Source organism: Streptomyces sp. NP-1717, from assembly GCF_022695985.1.
Classification (GTDB): Bacteria; Actinomycetota; Actinomycetes; order Streptomycetales; family Streptomycetaceae; genus Streptomyces.
Map to the genome: position 1 here is coordinate 18,024 of NZ_JAAPBF010000060.1, position 16,425 is coordinate 34,448.

General features: G+C 70.9%; 15 protein-coding genes. 5 read left to right on the forward strand and 10 right to left on the reverse strand.

The window, feature by feature from the left end:
* Positions 1-111: 111 nt before the first annotated feature.
* Together treZ and GXP76_RS15370 are read left to right on the forward strand one after the other, a co-directional pair.
* Positions 112-1,863, forward strand: a complete 1,752-nt coding sequence (gene treZ / locus GXP76_RS15365; RefSeq protein ID WP_242572071.1) for a malto-oligosyltrehalose trehalohydrolase — start codon at positions 112-114, stop codon at positions 1,861-1,863.
* Positions 1,864-1,957: 94 nt separating this feature from the next.
* Entirely contained in the window at positions 1,958-2,941 is a 984-nt protein-coding gene (locus tag GXP76_RS15370; RefSeq protein ID WP_242572072.1) for an aldo/keto reductase, read from the forward strand.
* A gap of 479 nt (positions 2,942-3,420) precedes the next feature.
* Here the strand turns inward: GXP76_RS15370 and rph are convergent, their stop codons facing one another.
* From rph to GXP76_RS15390, 3 genes are all read right to left on the reverse strand, one after another.
* Positions 3,421-6,030 carry a rifamycin-inactivating phosphotransferase gene (rph, locus tag GXP76_RS15380; protein WP_242572073.1) on the reverse strand — a complete coding sequence of 870 codons (2,610 nt, stop codon included), beginning with the start codon at positions 6,028-6,030 and terminating at the stop codon, positions 3,421-3,423.
* A 159-nt stretch (positions 6,031-6,189) separates the two neighbouring features.
* A complete protein-coding gene (locus GXP76_RS15385; RefSeq protein WP_242572074.1) occupies positions 6,190-7,161 on the reverse strand; it encodes a hypothetical protein in 972 nt (323 codons plus the stop codon).
* Positions 7,162-7,298: 137 nt separating this feature from the next.
* A complete protein-coding gene (locus tag GXP76_RS15390) occupies positions 7,299-7,937 on the reverse strand; it encodes a nucleoside/nucleotide kinase family protein (RefSeq protein WP_242572075.1) in 639 nt (212 codons plus the stop codon).
* A gap of 445 nt (positions 7,938-8,382) precedes the next feature.
* Between GXP76_RS15390 and GXP76_RS15395 the strand changes: the two genes are divergently transcribed.
* A complete protein-coding gene (locus tag GXP76_RS15395) occupies positions 8,383-8,772 on the forward strand; it encodes a VOC family protein (RefSeq protein ID WP_242572076.1) in 390 nt (129 codons plus the stop codon).
* A gap of 2 nt (positions 8,773-8,774) precedes the next feature.
* Here the strand turns inward: GXP76_RS15395 and GXP76_RS15400 are convergent, their stop codons facing one another.
* From GXP76_RS15400 to GXP76_RS15410, 3 genes are all read right to left on the reverse strand, one after another.
* Positions 8,775-9,065, reverse strand: coding sequence for a hypothetical protein (locus tag GXP76_RS15400; protein ID WP_203233501.1), 291 nt, complete (start codon positions 9,063-9,065; stop codon positions 8,775-8,777).
* A 156-nt stretch (positions 9,066-9,221) separates the two neighbouring features.
* On the reverse strand, positions 9,222-10,667 hold the full coding sequence (locus tag GXP76_RS15405; RefSeq protein ID WP_242572077.1) for a M20/M25/M40 family metallo-hydrolase: 1,446 nt from the start codon (positions 10,665-10,667) through the stop codon (positions 9,222-9,224).
* Between the two features lie 87 nt (positions 10,668-10,754).
* Positions 10,755-11,210 (reverse strand): ATP-binding protein, encoded by a 456-nt coding sequence (locus GXP76_RS15410; RefSeq protein ID WP_242572078.1) that lies wholly within the window; start codon positions 11,208-11,210, stop codon positions 10,755-10,757.
* A gap of 161 nt (positions 11,211-11,371) precedes the next feature.
* Here GXP76_RS15410 and GXP76_RS15415 point away from each other — a divergent pair, with 161 nt between their 5' ends.
* Together GXP76_RS15415 and GXP76_RS15420 are read left to right on the forward strand one after the other, a co-directional pair.
* Positions 11,372-12,226 carry a helix-turn-helix transcriptional regulator gene (locus GXP76_RS15415; RefSeq protein ID WP_242572084.1) on the forward strand — a complete coding sequence of 285 codons (855 nt, stop codon included), beginning with the start codon at positions 11,372-11,374 and terminating at the stop codon, positions 12,224-12,226.
* Positions 12,223-12,468 (forward strand): DUF397 domain-containing protein, encoded by a 246-nt coding sequence (locus GXP76_RS15420; protein WP_242572079.1) that lies wholly within the window; start codon positions 12,223-12,225, stop codon positions 12,466-12,468. Before GXP76_RS15415 ends, GXP76_RS15420 begins: the two co-directional genes overlap by 4 nt.
* Before the next feature lie 62 nt (positions 12,469-12,530).
* Here the strand turns inward: GXP76_RS15420 and msrB are convergent, their stop codons facing one another.
* The 4 genes from msrB to GXP76_RS15440 all read right to left on the reverse strand — a co-directional run bounded on the left by msrB (position 12,531) and on the right by GXP76_RS15440 (position 15,855).
* Complete coding sequence (msrB, locus tag GXP76_RS15425) at positions 12,531-12,938, reverse strand: peptide-methionine (R)-S-oxide reductase MsrB (protein ID WP_242572080.1); 408 nt, start codon at positions 12,936-12,938, stop codon at positions 12,531-12,533.
* Between the two features lie 10 nt (positions 12,939-12,948).
* Positions 12,949-14,349 carry a UDP-N-acetylmuramate--L-alanine ligase gene (gene murC, locus GXP76_RS15430; RefSeq protein ID WP_242572081.1) on the reverse strand — a complete coding sequence of 467 codons (1,401 nt, stop codon included), beginning with the start codon at positions 14,347-14,349 and terminating at the stop codon, positions 12,949-12,951.
* A gap of 81 nt (positions 14,350-14,430) precedes the next feature.
* The gene (locus GXP76_RS15435) at positions 14,431-14,958 is read right to left on the reverse strand and encodes an indole-3-glycerol phosphate synthase (protein WP_242572082.1); all 528 of its coding nucleotides are present in this window, start codon (positions 14,956-14,958) and stop codon (positions 14,431-14,433) included.
* A 132-nt stretch (positions 14,959-15,090) separates the two neighbouring features.
* Positions 15,091-15,855 (reverse strand): pyrimidine reductase family protein, encoded by a 765-nt coding sequence (locus tag GXP76_RS15440; protein ID WP_242572083.1) that lies wholly within the window; start codon positions 15,853-15,855, stop codon positions 15,091-15,093.
* Positions 15,856-16,425 lie beyond the last annotated feature (570 nt).

Sequence of the window (16,425 nt, forward strand, 5' to 3'; positions counted from 1 at the left end):
GTTCCGGTCGTCTCCGGCGAATCGACGCGATCGCCGGGCCTCCGGCCTGCACTCTTGTCACCATATGGTGACAAGAGTGCCGACGGCAGAGGCGATCGAGGGGGAGCATTCGTGCAGTTCGAGGTCTGGGCACCGAAAGCGCAGGACCGGGTGACGCTCCGTCTGGGAGACGCCGCCGACCACACCATGGCCCGCGATCCGCTCCGCGAGGGCTGGTGGACCGCCGACGTACCCGCGTCCGACGGCGACCGCTACGGCTTCTCGCTGGACGGCGGCCCCGTGCTGCCCGATCCCCGTTCGCGCCGCCAGCCGGACGGACCGGACGGCCTCAGCGCGGTCGTCGACCAGCGCGCGTACGAGTGGGCCGATCCCTGGCGCGGCCGTCCGCTGCCGGGCGCGGTCCTCTACGAGCTCCACATCGGCACGTTCACCGACGAGGGCACCCTCGACGCCGCAGCGGCCCATCTCGCCCCGCTGGCCGCGCTGGGCATCACACACGTCGAGCTGATGCCGGTGTGCCCCTTCCCGGGGACCCACGGTTGGGGGTACGAGGGTGTGTCGTTGTGGGCGGTCCACGAGCCCTACGGCGGACCCGAGGCGCTGAAGCGCTTCGTCGACACCGCCCACGGTCTCGGCCTGGGCGTCGTGCTCGACGTCGTGCACAACCACCTGGGCCCGTCAGGCAACTACCTGCCCGTGTTCGGCCCGTACTTCACCGACACGCACCACACGCCCTGGGGCTCCGCCGTCAACCTCGACGCCCCCGGGTCGGACGAGGTCCGCGCGTATCTGCTTCAGAGCGCCCTCGCCTGGCTGCGTGACTACCGTCTCGACGGGCTGCGGCTCGACGCGGTGCACGCCCTGGCCGACACACGCGCGCTGACCTTCCTCGAAGAGCTGTCGGCCGCCGTCGACGCGCTCTCCGCCGAGCTGGCCAGGCCGCTGTTCCTGATCGCCGAGTCCGATCTGGGCGATCCCCGGACGACCGCGCCGCGCCCGAAGGGCGGTCTCGGACTGCACGCCCAGTGGAACGACGACTTCCACCACGCGCTGCACGCCGCGCTCACCGGCGAATCGCAGGGCTACTACGCCGACTTCGCGGCCGAGCCGATCGCCGCGGTGGCCAAGACCCTGACCCGTGCCTTCTTCCACGACGGTACGTATTCGAGTTTCCGGGGCCGGACGCACGGCCGCCCCGTCGACCCCGCCAGGACCTCCGCCCACCGCTTCCTCGGTTACGCGCAGACCCACGACCAGATCGGCAACCGCGCGCTCGGCGACCGGCTGTCGGCGACCCTCTCCCCCGGTCTGCTGGCGTGCGCCGCCGCGCTCGTGCTGACCGGCCCGTTCACGCCGATGCTCTTCATGGGCGAGGAGTGGGGCGCCCGTACACCGTGGCAGTTCTTCACCGACCACCAGGACCCGGAGCTGGCGGAGGCCGTACGCAACGGCAGGCGGCGGGAGTTCGCGGCGCACGGCTGGGCGGCCGAGTCCATCCCCGACCCGCAGGACCCGGCGACGCGCGACCGCTCGTGCCTGGACCGGACGGAGCCGGCCCGCGAGCCGCACGCCCGGCTGCTGACCTGGCACCGCGACCTGATCGCCCTGCGCCACAGCCACCCGGACCTGTCCGACCCGGACCTCGCGACGGTGAAGGTGGCGTACGACGAGGGCGCGCGCTGGCTCGCGTACCGGCGCGGTGATCTGCGGGTCGCCCTGAACCTGTCCGAGCGGCCCGCCGAGATCCCCCTGGGCGGCCGGAGCGGCCAGGTGCTGGTGGCCTGGGAGCCCGTGGAGCCGCCCGGCCCCGACGGGGTGCTGCGGCTGCCGCCGGAGTCGTGCGCGGTGCTGTCCGGCGGCTGAACGGGGGAGGCTGAACGCCCGGAGCCGGAAAGGGATTCTGCCGCGAGGAAAATCATCTGCCCTGGTGTGCGCTCGAACGTCTAGCGTCTACGCCATGAAGCAGCGAACTCTCGGCAGGACAGGACTCCGTGTCAGCGAACTGTGTCTCGGCACGATGACCTTCGTGAAGGGCGACGAGGCGGGCGCGCACCGCATCCTCGACACCTTCACGGAGGCCGGCGGCACCTTCCTCGACACGGCGGACGCGTACGGCCAGGGCGTCTCGGAGGAGATTCTCGGCGGCTGGCTGAAGGGACGCGACCGCGACGGACTCGTCGTCGCGACGAAGGTGGCCCTCCCGATGGGCGAGGGCCCCAACGACGCGGGCCTGAGCCGCAAGCACATCATCGCGTCGGTGGAGGCGAGCCTGCGGCGGCTCGGCACCGACTACATCGACCTGTACCAGACGCACGTCTGGGACTTCAGGACCCCGATCGAGGAGACCCTCGGCACGCTCGACACCCTCGTGAAGGCGGGCAAGGTCCGCTATCTCGGCGCGAGCAACGTCTCGCCCGGCCAGCTCCAGCGGGCGCTGGACGTGGCCGACCGGCGGGGCTGGGCACCGTACGTCTGCCTCCAGCCGATCTACAACCTCCTGGCGCGCGAGGTGGAGTGGGAGCTGCTGCCGCAGAGCGAGGCGGCGGGCGTCGGTGTCATCCCGTACAGCCCTCTCCAGGGCGGCTGGCTGACCGGCAAGTACACGCGCGGCATGACGTCGGTCCCGCCCGGCAGCCGCGAGTCGCACGGTGACGGCGAGAGCTGGCGTGGCCGGGACAACGACGAGACCTGGCGGGTCGTGGAGACCGTGCAGGCGATCGCGGACGAGACGGAGCACACGCCCTCGCAGGTGGCGCTGCGCTGGCTGCTGGACCGGCCGGGGGTCACGGCCCCGATCATCGGCGCGCGCACGCACGACCAGCTGACGGACAATCTGGGCGCGGTGGGCTGGGAGTTGACGGAGGATCAGACGGCGCGCCTGGACGAGGCGAGCGCACGGCCGCTGCCGTATCCGTACAACGTGCTGTCGCGCTTCGTCTGACGCCGGCCCCGGAAGTACGACGACGACCGCCGCGCCGACCGGTACGGCGCGCCGTCATGGTGCTCACGCGCGTCCGCGACCGACAAGTGGCGATCCGGTCGCTCCGGCGCAGCCGCGAGAGCCGCCGGAACAACCCGTCGCCGTAGGCGCCGACCGTGACATGGCCGGTGATCACCGACAGGCCAAGCTGCCCCGGCGCCAGCGAGTGCCGGTACCGGCCCGCGCGGTCGCGTGGCGTCCGGTACGTGCCGGACGCCACGCGCCGGGCGGGGTCTGTCGGACGCGGCCTGCGGCATGCCCGTACTGCCGCACCCGGCCTGCTCCGCACGGCACCTCGCCGCGTTGTCGCAGTCGCAGGCGCAGTCGGCCGAGTCCGTCCGGTCCGAGGACGATCCTCCGCCTCGCGATTCACCGCAACCGGCCGACGCGAGCCCCGCCCCGCGGGCGGACAACGCCGCTCCCCGGGTGGAGAGCAGCCGTCAGGACAGGATCTCGACGTACCCGTCGGTCCCGTGGACACGGATCCGCTGTCCGTCCCGGATCAGCCGGGTGGCCCGCTCCACGCCCACGACCGCCGGCAGACCGTACTCACGGGCGATCACCGCGCCGTGCGTCATCAGGCCGCCCACCTCCGTCACCAGGCCCGCGATCGCGACGAACAGCGGTGACCAACTGGGGTCCGTGTACGCCGTGACGAGGATGTCGCCGGGTTCGAGGTCGGCCTCCGCCATGTCGAGGACGACGCGGGCCCTGCCCTCGACCGTCCCGGCGGAGACCGGCAGGCCGGTCAGGGCACCGGCCGGCACGTCGTCGCGCCGGTACGCGCCGGTGACTGCCTCGCCCTCCGAGGTGAGGACCCGGGGCGGTGTGAGCGCGTGATACGAGCGGAACGCGTCCTTGCGCCGCCGGACGAGCCCGTCGTCCACCTTGTTCGAGCGCACGACGTCGTGGAACTCCTGGAAGGTGAGGTGGAAGACGTCCTCCTTCTCGGCGACCACACCTGCCCGCACGAGGCGCTCGGCCTCCGCCAGCAGCGCCTGCTTGTAGACGAAGTAGCGGCTGATGATTCCGTACTTCGGGTACTCCCGGTACCCGATGAAGGTGCGGACCCGGTCGATCATCCGCTTGGTCTCATCGGCCTTCCGGTCCCCGTCCGGCAGGGCCCGCAGGCGTGACAGCACGTCCTGTTCCTTCTGCCGCGCCTTTCGGCGGCCCTCCTCGAAGCGCCGCTGGGCCGCGCCCGGCCCGAAGTTCCTGACGTTGTCGAGGATCACGGGCACGAGCGTGGTGGGGCGTTCGCTCCAGCGCGGCCTGGTGATGTCGATCTCGCCGGCGCAGCGCATGCCGTACCGGTCGAGGTAGGACTCGATGGCGTCGCGCGCTCCCGTCCCGCCCGGCAGCTTCGCCAGCTCGACCAGGAATCCCTCGTCCTCCACGCCCCGCAGGAACTCCACGACCTCCGGCCGCGAGCGGATCACGTCCGCGACGTCGAGCAGCGCCAGGCCCATCTCCGAGGTGATGTTGCCGGGGGCGGACAGGGTGAGCGTGTCGGCGGCGTTCTTCTCGCCTAGCCACTCCCCCAGCTTGTCGTTGAGCCACCAGGTGGCCTCCATGCCCGCCATGATCACCTGAAGGCTCAGCGGATCGCCGAGTACTCGTTTGTGCTCCTCGAAGGTCTCCAACAGGAAGTCGAACAGCGCCGGTCCGGTCTTCGTCCGGATGTCGCGCCTCAGGGCGGCGACGGACGCCTGACTGCGCTCGATCAGCTCGGTGACGACGGCCGGATCGGTCTCGATCGGGGCGGGCGCACCGGCCGCACCGGAAGGCGGTCCGCCCGGACCCGGGCGCGGCTCCGGGAGCGTCGGGACGAACCCGTCGCGGTCGAGGACGGTCTCCAGCGCGTCCCTGATCAGCGGATCGCCTCTCCCCACGACGTCCAGGAAGCCCGCCCGGCTCGCGGGCGAGGCCAGGCGCCGGGTGGCGTCGACGAACAGCCTCCCGCCGGCCTCCAGCATCGGCGCCATGGCCGTCAGCCGCCAGACGGAGAGCCCCAGGGGCTTCATCGGGTCGGTCATCATCTGCTGATGGCCTACGGAGAGGTAGACGTGATTGTCCTGGTCACCGACTTCGGGAAGGGGGAACAGCGTCGTGATCGGCCGGCTCTGCACGATCCGGAAGCCGTCGTCGGCCAGACACCACTCGATGTCCTGCGGGCAGCCGAAGTGCGCCTCGATCCGCCGCCCGAGCTCCACGAGCCGCACGACCTGAGCGTCCGTCAGCGCGGGTGTCTTCTGCTGCCCCGGGTCGATCGCCACTTCCCGCGTACCGCCGTCGGGCAGGGCCTGCACGGCACGCTGTTTGGCGGCGATCGTCCTGCCGACGATCTCGCCGTCCCGCACCGTGTGGACGTCCGGGTTCACCAGACCGGAGACCAGCGCCTCGCCGAGGCCGAAGCCCGAGTCCACGGTGGCGACCTTCCGGTTGCCGGTGACGGGGTCGGCGGTGAACAGGATGCCGGCCGCCTGCGGAAAGACCATCCGCTGCACGACCACGGCCATGTGGACCGTACGGTGATCGATCCCGTTGCGGCGGCGGTAGGTCACGGCCCGCTCGGTGAACAGCGAGGCCCAGCACCGGCTGATGTGCCGGAGGACCTCCTCCGGCCCCATGACGTTCAGGTAGGTGTCCTGCTGGCCGGCGAAGGAGGCCGTCGGCAGGTCCTCCGCCGTGGCGCTGGACCGGACGGCGCAGGCGGCCCGTTCACCGAGCCGGGCGAGCGAGCCGGTGATCGCCGCCGCGAGATCGACCGGGACGGCGACGGACTCGATGGTCCGGCGGATCAGCGCGCTGAGCGTACGGATCCCCTCCCGGTCGTCCGGGTCCAGGCGCGACAGCTCGTCGAGCCGGTCACCGATCGCCGGTGCTTCCGCCATGACCCGCCGGAACGCGTCCGTCGTCACACAGAAGCCGCCCGGCACATCGATGCCCTCGATCCGCGACAGCACGCCCAGGTGCGCGCCCTTGCCGCCGACGACCGTGACCTGTGTCCCGTCCACCTCTTGAAGATCAAGTACGTACCGCCCGGTCATCGTTCCCCCAGCATTTCCGCAGGTTGTGGCTTCGGCCGCCGATTTTGCGCCACCACCCGGGTCTTGCCGCAAGCCCCCCAGTGCGCTATACGTTGAGAGTGGCGAGGAGAGAGATCTCCTCGCCTCTGTCTTTTCCCGGCCGCCGAACCACGCGGACGGTCAGTCGTCGTCCGGTCGTGACGGTGCCACCAGCCGTTCCAGCAGCTCCTGGAAGTCCTCACCGACCACGATGCGCAGCCCGCCCGCCTCGACGTTCCCCTCGTCCTTGTCGCTGAGCTGGGTCAGCTTGCCGTCGCGCCACCAGTAGACGTACGGGCTGATCGCGCCCGGCGTGTCCTCGAAGCCGGACGCCGCGAACGAGGCCATCGCGTTCAGCGACGGGATGACGGTGGCGTCGCGTATGACGTGGAACGCGACCTGGTGGCGGAACGGGAACGCCACCAGCGCGCCGTCCGTGCCGAGCCGGCGCCCCGTGACCTGCTGTACGAGGCTGTCGAGCGCCAGGACGCGGCTCGCGGTGTAGAACGAGTCGCCCATGACGACCTCGAACCGCATCCCCTCCGCGTCCTTGACGGTCTCCCGTCCCTCGACGGGCAGTTGACGCAGATTGTCGAGCGCCTGCGCCCGCAGCTCGGGCAGCGGGCCGAGCGGTTCCAGCGCCTCGTCGGTGAGCATCATGACGCTCTCCGGGAGGTCGAGGGCGAGGACCTCGTACAGTCCGGGGGCGACGGAGCGCGCGTAGGCGAAGGACTGCGCGTCGAGACCGTCGCGGCTGATCACCCGTGGGTAGAGCTGGGCGCGGATCTGCGCGGGCGACAGGGTTTCGAGGGCGGAGGGACCGTCCATGGTCCGCAGCACCATCCCGGCGTGCTGGCGGACGAGTTCGCCCCAGACGCGGGCGCCCCGGTCGTCGTTGTGGCAGACGGCGGCGAGGTTGGCGAGCCCGAACTGGCGGCCTGCGCTGTCGGTCACCAGGTCCGAGTAGACGGTGACTTCCAGGCCACGCTCGGCGAACGCCTCACGGACCTGGCTGCGGAAGAGGGCGGCCTCACCGGTCGAGAAGAAGGAGAACTCGGGATCGCGTGGCATCTCGCGCCCGTCGCGTCTCGGCCCACGTCTGAACAGCCCCACGTCGTCCGCCTCCCCTGATCGCACCCGGCGTCTCGCGCCGGTCCCCGCTGCCCCTGGTGATCCTTCCATCCCCGTCGAACGATCGATGGTAGGCCCTGGACGGCGGCCCGTGTCGGGTCGGGGGCGTACGACGCCGGTCAGCCGGATCCGGCGGTGACGGGAACCACCAGGTCCGCGCGGTGCCGGCCGCGCGCCACCAGTCGCGCGTTGGCCTCGTCGGAGTCCCTGACCCAGCGCTCGGCGAAGGTCCGCTCCTTGCCGAACCGCACATGGCGGTCGACCAGCCGCCGTACGCGCACCACGGGATCCAGCTCCAGGAACCACGCGTCGTCGACGAACGTGCGGACCTGGGCCCAGTCGCCGTCGTCGTGCAGGAGGTAGTTGCCCTCGGTGATGACGAGCGGGACGTCCGGCGCGACGGCGATGCTGCCCGCGACGGCCTCCTCCAGCGCCCGGTCGAACGCGGGCGCGTAGACGACGACCCCCGGCGCGGGCGCCCGCAGCCGGGCGAGCAGCGCGGAGTACCCGGCGGCGTCGAAGGTGTCGGGCGCGCCCTTGCGGTCGGCGCGGCCGAGTCGGTGCAGCTCGGCCTGGGCGAGGTGGAAGCCGTCCATGGGGACGAGTACGGCGCTTTCCCCGAGCGCCGCGACGAGGTCTGCGGCCAGCGTGGACTTCCCCGCGCCGGGCGCCCCCGCGATGCCGAGGATCCGGCGTCGACCGGGGGCGGCGAGCTGCCGGGCACGGCGGGTGAGTATGTCGAACTGCCGCGGGTCCATGGGCGGCATTGTCCCACCCGGTCCCCGCCGGGTACCCCGGCCCGGCGCCTGTCCTCAATCGCCGGACGGGCTGAGTACGCGCCCCCGGGCTACCTCGAAACACCCTGGTCCCGCTGTCCTCAATCGCCGGACGGGCTGCATTTTTGCCGGGCGGGCTGAATGGGTCCCCCGGTGCGGGGTGTCCTCAATCGCCGGACGGGCTGGGTTTCTTCCGGACCGGTCTCGCGGCTTGTCTGCCGGTCGGGCCGCCTTCCCCACTCCTCCCGCACAAATCCAGCCCACCGGGCAAAAACCAAGCCCGTCCGGCGATTGAGGACCGAAGCGGCGGAACTCAGCCAACCCGCCCGGCAAAATGCAGCCCGTCCGGCGATTGAGGACGAAACGGCCACCGGGCGGGCCCGGAGCCATCTTGCCGGGCAGCTGGTCATACGTATAACGTAAACGCATGCCACACATCGCCCTCGTCACCCTCGTCGTCCGCGACTACGACGAGGCCCTCGCCTTCTACACCGGCCCCCTCGGCTTCGAGCTGATCGAGGACACCGACCGCGGCGACGGCTCCCGCTGGGTCGTCGTCCGCCCGCGCGGCAGCGGGGCCGCACTCCTGCTGGCCCGCGCCGCCGACGACACCCAGCGCGCGAGCGTCGGCGCGCAGACCGGCGGCCGGGTCGGCTTCTTCCTCCACACGGACGACTTCGCGCGCGACCACGCCCGCATGGCCGCCGCCGGCGTCCGCTTCCTTGAGGAGCCCCGCCACGAGCCCTACGGCTCCGTCGCGGTCTTCGAGGACCTGTACGGCAACCGCTGGGACCTCCTCCAGCCGACCACCCCGTAGGGCTACCGCGCCGCGGCAAGCCCCTTCTGGAGGTCGTCGCCGTTCATGCAGGGCTGGATCTCGACCTTCGCGCCCAGCTCTTCGAGGAGCGGCTCGGAGATGACCACGAGCTGCGAGCTGTCCTTCATGTCGAAGACGAACGTGCAGGAGCGCTCGCCCTCGCTGGGACCGAAGTAGGTCGCCTCGGGCTTGAGCTGTTCCGTCATCGACTGCATGATCTTCTGCAACGCACCGTTCTTGATCGCCTTGTTCGCGACCTGGGTGTCGAACCGCGCTCTCAACATGACCCGCATGGCGCTCGCTCCTTCCGCCCACCACGACCGGCGCGGTCTGCGCCCACGCTCGCTGAGACCGGGTGACGTCCCGCTCAGCGTCGCCGTGGGCGTTCGGCGCGGCAACATCTCACCGACCATCCGGGCGGGCCACCGCCCGGATGGTCGGTGGGCCGGTCAGTTCCCCGGCATCGGGAACGCCACCGGGCTCCGCTTCCCGTCCCGGTTGACCGCCCGGACGCCGAAGAAGACGTTGTCCTTGGACAGGTCCACCGTGTGCGTGGTCGCGAGGCCGACCTTGATCACATGGGTCCACTCCGGGTCCGTCGTCTCGCGCCACACCACCTCGTAGCCCGCCAGGTCCGGCTCCGTACCCAATGCCCACTTCAGCTCGGTGTCATTGGTGAGGTTGCTCGTGACGATCCGCGCCTCGCGCGGCGTACCCGGCGCCTGGGCCAGGGTCCACAGCACCGCGCCGTTCACGCGCGTCACACGGGCGATGTAGTCGAAGTCGCAGAACTCGGGCAGGTCGCCGTACTGCTTGCCGTCCTCCACCCGTACGTCCTGGTGCTGGTGCGCGAAGTCCTCGGCCGGTTCGGTGAACCGGGCCGCCGCGTAGCCCTGTTCGAGGAACGGGATGTGGTCGCCGCCGCGCAGATAGCGGTCGCGCCGGTAGACGACGCGCACGTTCATGCCCGTCGCGTCGTTGTCCCCCACGTCGCTCACAAAGCGGGCGAGCTGCCGGGTGGCCGAGTCGTTCTCGCCGCCCACCGAGCGGCGGGTGTTGGCCTGCGCCGGGGTCTCGGACGTCGGTACGCCCTCCGCGAAGAGCCGCACCGTGTACGGGTCGCGGGTGCCGTCGTCGGCGCGTGAGCTGCCGATGATGTCGTTGGTGAACATGCCCTGGACGTCAACGCCAGCCGTCTTGAACTGCGTTGCGGCGTACCGCGAGCCGTACAGGCCCTGCTCCTCACCGGCGACCGCGGTGAACACGATCGTCGCCGCCGGGCGCCGCTTCGCCATCACCCTCGCAAGTTCCATGACCAGTGCCACACCTGACGCGTCGTCATCGGCGCCGGGCGCGTCGCTGGTCGCGTCCATGACGTCGGTGACGCGCGAGTCGTAGTGCCCGGCGACGACGTACACGCGGTCGGGGGTGACCGAACCACGCAGCGTGGCAACGACGTTGGTGATCCGCGTCGCCACCGGGATCCGCGAGGCGGGCTCCTGGATGTACGACTGGAGCTCGGCGGTCATCCGGCCGCCGGACACCGCCGCGTACTTCTTCATCTCGGCCAGGATCCAGTCACGCGCGGCGCCGATCCCGCGCTCGGGGTCGTCCTGAACCGACAGGGTGTGCCGGGTCCCGAAGGCGGCGAGCCGCCGTACGGTCGCCTCGATCCGGTCCGCGTCGATCTCCTTGAGCAGCTTGCGCAACTCACGGTCGGGGGCCTGCGCGGTGGCGGCCCGGCCGCCGTTCTCACGGCCGCTGCCACTGGGCGCGGCAGCCGCCGGCCCGGCGGAGGCGATCAGGGGGACGCCGGCCGCGGCGGTCACGGCGGCGGAGGTGAGTACGGTCCTTCTACGGGGTCTGCGCGGCGTTCCAGCGAGCTGCTCGGGCATGGAATATCCCTTCCGAAGCGATGAACCGGCGCTTCATCGTCATGGACACTCCAACCCCGCACAAGGCCACGGCGACCGGACGTCCGTTCAGTGCGGAAGGTCCAGTTCCGCGCGTACGGTCTTGCCCACCGGCACCCGGTCCAGCACCTCCCACCGGCTCGCCAGGGCCTCCACGATCAGCAGCCCTCGCCCGGTGCGCGCGTCGAGCGGCGGGGCGGGCGGCAGATGGCCCGGACCCGGCGGGCGGCGCTCACCACGGGTGTCGGACACCTCGATCCGCAGGACGTCCGGCGCCGTCGCGAGCCTGAGCCCCAGCTCGAAGTCCCGCCCGGGGACTCGGCCGTGGGTCACCGCGTTGGCGGCGAGCTCGGCGACGACGAGCGCCGCCGCCTCGGACACCTCGGAGCCGTACGGGATGCTCCAGGCGTGCAGTTGATGGAGCGTCAACTGCCGGGCCAGCCGGGCGCCGAGGGGGGTGGCGCTGAAACGCTGAGTGAACAGACGTACGGTGCCGCGTTGTTGTGGAGTGACGGGTGCGTTCATGGCATCAACGTCGAGGTCAGCGGGGCAATCGGGCCAGGTCGCAAACCCGTACTCGCGGTCAGCGTACGGGTACGGAAGGTAGACAGCACAGGTAACTGTGCGTGAGCATTGTTGAGTTGTGGGTGACCGGCCAGGGACAGGTGCGCGGGAGAGGCAGCCGTATGACTGACGGATTGGGCGGTACAAGCGGTGGTGGTACGGGCGGCGAGGAGCCGGAGACATCGGACAGCCTCAAGGCATTCGGCGCGGTGCTCAAGGCGTTCCGCAAACGGGCGAGGCTGACACAGGAGGAGTTCGCACCTCGGGTGCGGTACTCGGTGCCGACGGTGGCCTCCGTCGAACAGGGCCGGCGGTTCCCGACCCTGGAGTTCGTGGAGCGGTCGGAGGAGGTCCTGGACGCCTTCGGGGCGTTGCGCGGCGCGGCGAGGCATCTCGCGCGGCAGCCGGGGCTGGCGCGGTGGTTCCGCCAGTGGGCGAAGCTGGAGACGGAGGCGCTGAGCCTCTACACGTACGAATGCCGATTGATTCCGGGCTTGTTGCAGACGGAGGCGTACGCGCGGAAGCTGTTCGCCAATCGCCTCCCACCTTTGACGGACGAGCAGATCGAGACCCGCTTGAGTGCTCGCCAGGAGCGACAGGCACTGCTGCGGGAGAGGCCGAACACCTCGTACAGCTTCATCCTGGAAGAACACCTGTTTCTTCGCGGCACAGGCGGACCGGAAGCCACACGGGAACTGATTGACAACATCGCCACCCTGGCAGAACTGCGGAACATCGAGGTCCAGATCATGCCGCTCGTACGCGCTGATCATGCGGGTATGGACGGCCCGATGCACCTGCTGGAGACCCCGGACAACCGATGGCTGGCCTACTGCGAAGGGCAGGAAAGTGGCCAGCTCATCGCTGACCCGAAAGTAGTCAGCATGCTCCAGATGCGATATGCCAGGATGCGTTCACAGGCTCTGTCCCTGGAGGACTCCCTGAGCCTGTTGCGGCAGATGCGAGGAGCGGAATGAGCACCACAGACCTGGCCTGGTTCAAGAGCAGCTACAGCGGAAGCTCCGGCGACAGCTGCGTCGAAGTAGCCCTCTCCTGGCACAAGTCGACCTACAGCGGTGACCGCGAGGACGCCTGCGTCGAGGTCGCCGCCTGCCCCACCACCATCCACATCCGCGACTCCAAGGTCACCGACGGCCCCCAACTGGCCCTCGCCCCCGGCGCCTGGACGCACTTCGTCACGTACGCGGCCCGCGCCTGAGGCACCCGAACGCAGCGGCGGCGAACGGTCGTTGGACCGTCCGCCGCCGTGTGACGTGCTGCTCAGCTCTCGTCGGCGGTCAGTCGCAGTGAGATCGAGTTGATGCAGTAGCGCTGGTCGGTCGGGGTGGGGTAGCCCTCGCCCTCGAAGACGTGGCCCAGGTGCGAGCCGCAGCGTGAGCAGCGGACCTCGATGCGGACCATGCCCATCGTGCGGTCCTCGATCAGCTCGACCGCGTCGCTGTCCTTCGGGTCGTAGAAGGACGGCCAGCCGCAGTGCGACTCGAACTTCGTGTCCGAGCGGAACAGCTCCGCGCCGCACGCGCGACAGGAGTAGACGCCGGCCGTCTTGGTGTCCGTGTACTCACCGACGAAGGCGGGTTCCGTACCGGCCTGGCGCAGCACCCGGTACTCGGCCGGGGACAGCTCCTCGCGCCACTGCTCGTCGGGCTTGTCGATGTCGTACGCCATGACTTCCTCTCTAAGGGGTCAGCCGGGCCAGGATCTCCGGACCGAGGTCCGTCACATCACCGGCCCCCATGGTGAGAACGAGATCACCGGGCTTCGCCATTCCCGCCACGGCCTCGGGCACCGCGCCCTTGTCGTGCACGGCGTGCACGTCCGCGCCCGCGCGCTCCGCCGCCTCGATGATCAGCGCGCTGGTGATACCGGGGATCGGGTCCTCGCGGGCCGGATAGATGTCCAGCACCACCGAGGCGTCGGCCAGGGCGAGGGCCTGGCCCATCTCCGTACCCAGCTCCTGCGTGCGCGAGAAGAGGTGCGGCTGGAAGACGACGAGGAGCCGGGAGCCGGGAGCGGCGGCGGCGCGCATCGCCTCCAGGTCGGCGGCCATCTCGGTGGGGTGGTGCGCGTACGAGTCGATGACCTGCACACCGTTCGCCTCGCCCTTGAGCTGGAGGCGGCGCTTGACGCCGGTGTACTTGCCGAGCGCGGAGGCGAGATTGTGCGCCGGGATGCCGAGCGCGACGCCCGCCGCGAGGGCGGCGACCGCGTTGTGGGCGTAGTGGCGGCCGGGGACGGAGACCGTGAAGGTGAGGAAGCGGCCACCGAGGACGACCGTGACCTCGCTGGTCAGACCGCGTGCGGTGACCTTGTGGACCCGTACGTCGGCGTCCGCCGCCTCGCCGTACGTCACGACCTTGACCGTCGACAGGTCACGGACCTTCGCGGTCAGCTCGACCGCGCCGGGCTGGTCGGCGGCGATCACCAGCGTGCCGCCGGGGACGATCTTGCCGACGAACGTCTCGAAGGACTCGTAGATCTCGTCCATGGAGGCGTAGTTGGCGTGGTGGTCCAGTTCGACGTTGAGGACGATCGCGACCTCGGGGTCGTACTTCTGGAAGCTCCGGTCGCTTTCATCCGCCTCGGCGACGAAGATCTCGCCGTCGCCGTGGCGGGCGTTGGTGCCGGGCCCGTCCAGGTCGCCGCCGATGGCGTACGACGGGTCGAGGCCCAGCTCCGTGAGGGCGACGGCCAGCATGGAGGTCGTCGTCGTCTTGCCGTGCGTACCGGCGACGGCGATGGACCGCAGGCCGCCGCCCATCAGCGCGGCGAGCGCGTCGGAGCGGTGGACGACCGGCACGGACAGCTCGGCGGCCCGTACCAGCTCCGGGTTGTCGGCCCGGATCGCGCTGGAGACGACCACGCACGAGGCGTCGTCCGCGAGGTGCTCCGCCGCGTGGCCGATGTGGACCGTGGCGCCGAGGGCACGCAGGGCCTCGGCGGTGCCGGACTCCTTGGCGTCACTGCCCGCGACCTTGGCGCCCCGCTGGGTGAGGATCTTGGCGATACCAGACATTCCGGCGCCGCCGATGCCGATGAAGTGCGGCCGTTCCATGGCGGTGGGGATACCGGGTGCCATACGTGTTCTCCCAGGGTGGTGCGGTCGGTGCGGTCGGTGCGGGGCCGTCGGCCGTACGCACGCCGTCGGCGATCCCCCAGCCTATTCGCTCCGGCCGGCTCCACCCGCCCCCGCGGCCCGCCCTTCGGCGCCGTCGTCCTCCGGGCCGTGCGCGAAGAGCTTGAGCACGGGGACGCCGACCTTGTGGCGGGCGCGCGAGGCCCAGTCCCGGTGGAAGAACTCTTCCACGTAGTGCGGTTCGGTGAGGACGATCACCTCGTCGGCGGCCGACTGCTCGACGACGGACGTGAGGTGGTCCAGGGGGTGGTTCTCGACCACCAGGCCGCTGGCTTCCCGGCCCGCCGCCTTCAGCGCGGCCAGGGAGTGGGCGAGGGCCAGCTCGGCGGGGCCGCGGGCGGCGGCGCCCTCGGGCTCCTCGCTCTCGCGGCCGGCCTCGCGCAGCTCGCCGAACGCGACATCGTCGATGGCGCGCAGCAGGGCGTCCGCCTGGTCGCCACGGGGCTGCATGAGCACGATGAAGGTGACGTTCTCCTCGCCGTGGAGCGTGGTCACGAAGTCGACGTCGACGGACGACAAGGGCTTCTCGATCATCAATACGCTTGTGAACACGGCAGGCGCCCTTCATCGTTCAGGGGCCGGTGAGGCCCGCTGCGGAAACCATCCTTCCCCGTGTCCGCACGGGGTCTGCCTGAGTAAGTGTGCCCAGCGGAAGCTAACCGGAACGAGAAATTCCGCCCAATGTCAGTTCCGACGGTATCGGGTGAAAAGGAACCCGTCCTCTTCCAGTACGGCCGCCAGGGCGAAGCGCTCGGGGTCCGCGAGGTCCGGTCCGCCCGTGATGCGCTGCGCGCTGCCGACCGCGAGGAGGGGGGAGACCGTCAGACAGAGTTCGTCCAGGACGTCGGCCGCCACGAACTGGCCGAGCAGCCGGGGGCCGCCCTCGGTGAGCTGGCGCTTCAGGCCAAGCTCGGCCAGCGCCGCGACCGCGCGGGGCGGATCGACGCCCGGTCCGTCCCCGGCGACGAGTACCCGCGCGCCCGCCTTCTCCGCGGCGCGGATGCGGTCGGGGGACGCGGCGGCGCCGGTCAGGACCAGGGTCTGGACGAGGGGCGAGACGAAAAGCGGAAGCGAGAAGTCCAGGTTCAGGCTCGCGGAGACGACGGCGATCACGGGCGCGGGCGCCTGCCCGGCGGCGGCGCGGCGCTCGGCGAAGGCGTCACGGGCGCGGGCGGGCCGGTAGCCCTCCAGACGAACCGTTTCAGCGCCGACGAGGACGACGTCGGCGAGGGCGCGCAGGGTGCCGAAGATCCGCATGTCGGCGGCGGAGGAGATGGCCTGCGAACGGCCGTCGTGGTGGGCGGCGCCGTCGAGCGTGGAGACCATGTTGGCGCGCAGCCAGGAGCGGTCTTCGCGGGGCTCGGGGTACGCGTACGCGTCGGCGAGGGCGTCGAGGGCCCACTCGTGGTCTGCCGTCGGTTCGGACGGCACGGGGTACAGGCGTCGCATGCGCGCAGTCTGACACGCACGGTGGCCTCCGGCTGGCTGGGCCGGTTCGTCCTCAATCGCCGGACGGGCTGGAGGGGTGCCCGCAGCGGATACCCTGCGGGACGGCCTCGTCCTCAATCGCCGGACGGGCTGATTGCGCCCGGGCCGGATGGACCCTGACCGCCGGTCGCGGGTGTGTCCTCAAACGCCGGACGGGCTTGATTGGCGCGCCTTGTCCTCAAACCCCGGACAGGCTGATCGTGCCCGGGCCGGATGGCCCCCGACCGCCGGTCGCAGGGTGTCCTCAAACGCCGGACGGGCTTGATTGGCGCGCCTTGTCCTCAAACCCCGGAGGGGCTGGGTGGCCGGCCTCGGCGGTAGTCCCGAGGCCCGTGCGGGGCTTCTCAAACCAGCCCGGCGAGCCCCTCAAGCCCGTCCGGGCGACCCTTCCAAACCCGCCCGAGCGGGCGTTTCAAGCCCGTCCGGCGATTGAGGACAAACCGGCAGCCGGACGGGCTGGCCCCGTCAAGACCGCCACACCCAAGCCCGCCCACACGCGCCCCCAAGCCCGCCCAGGCGGACCTTTCAAGC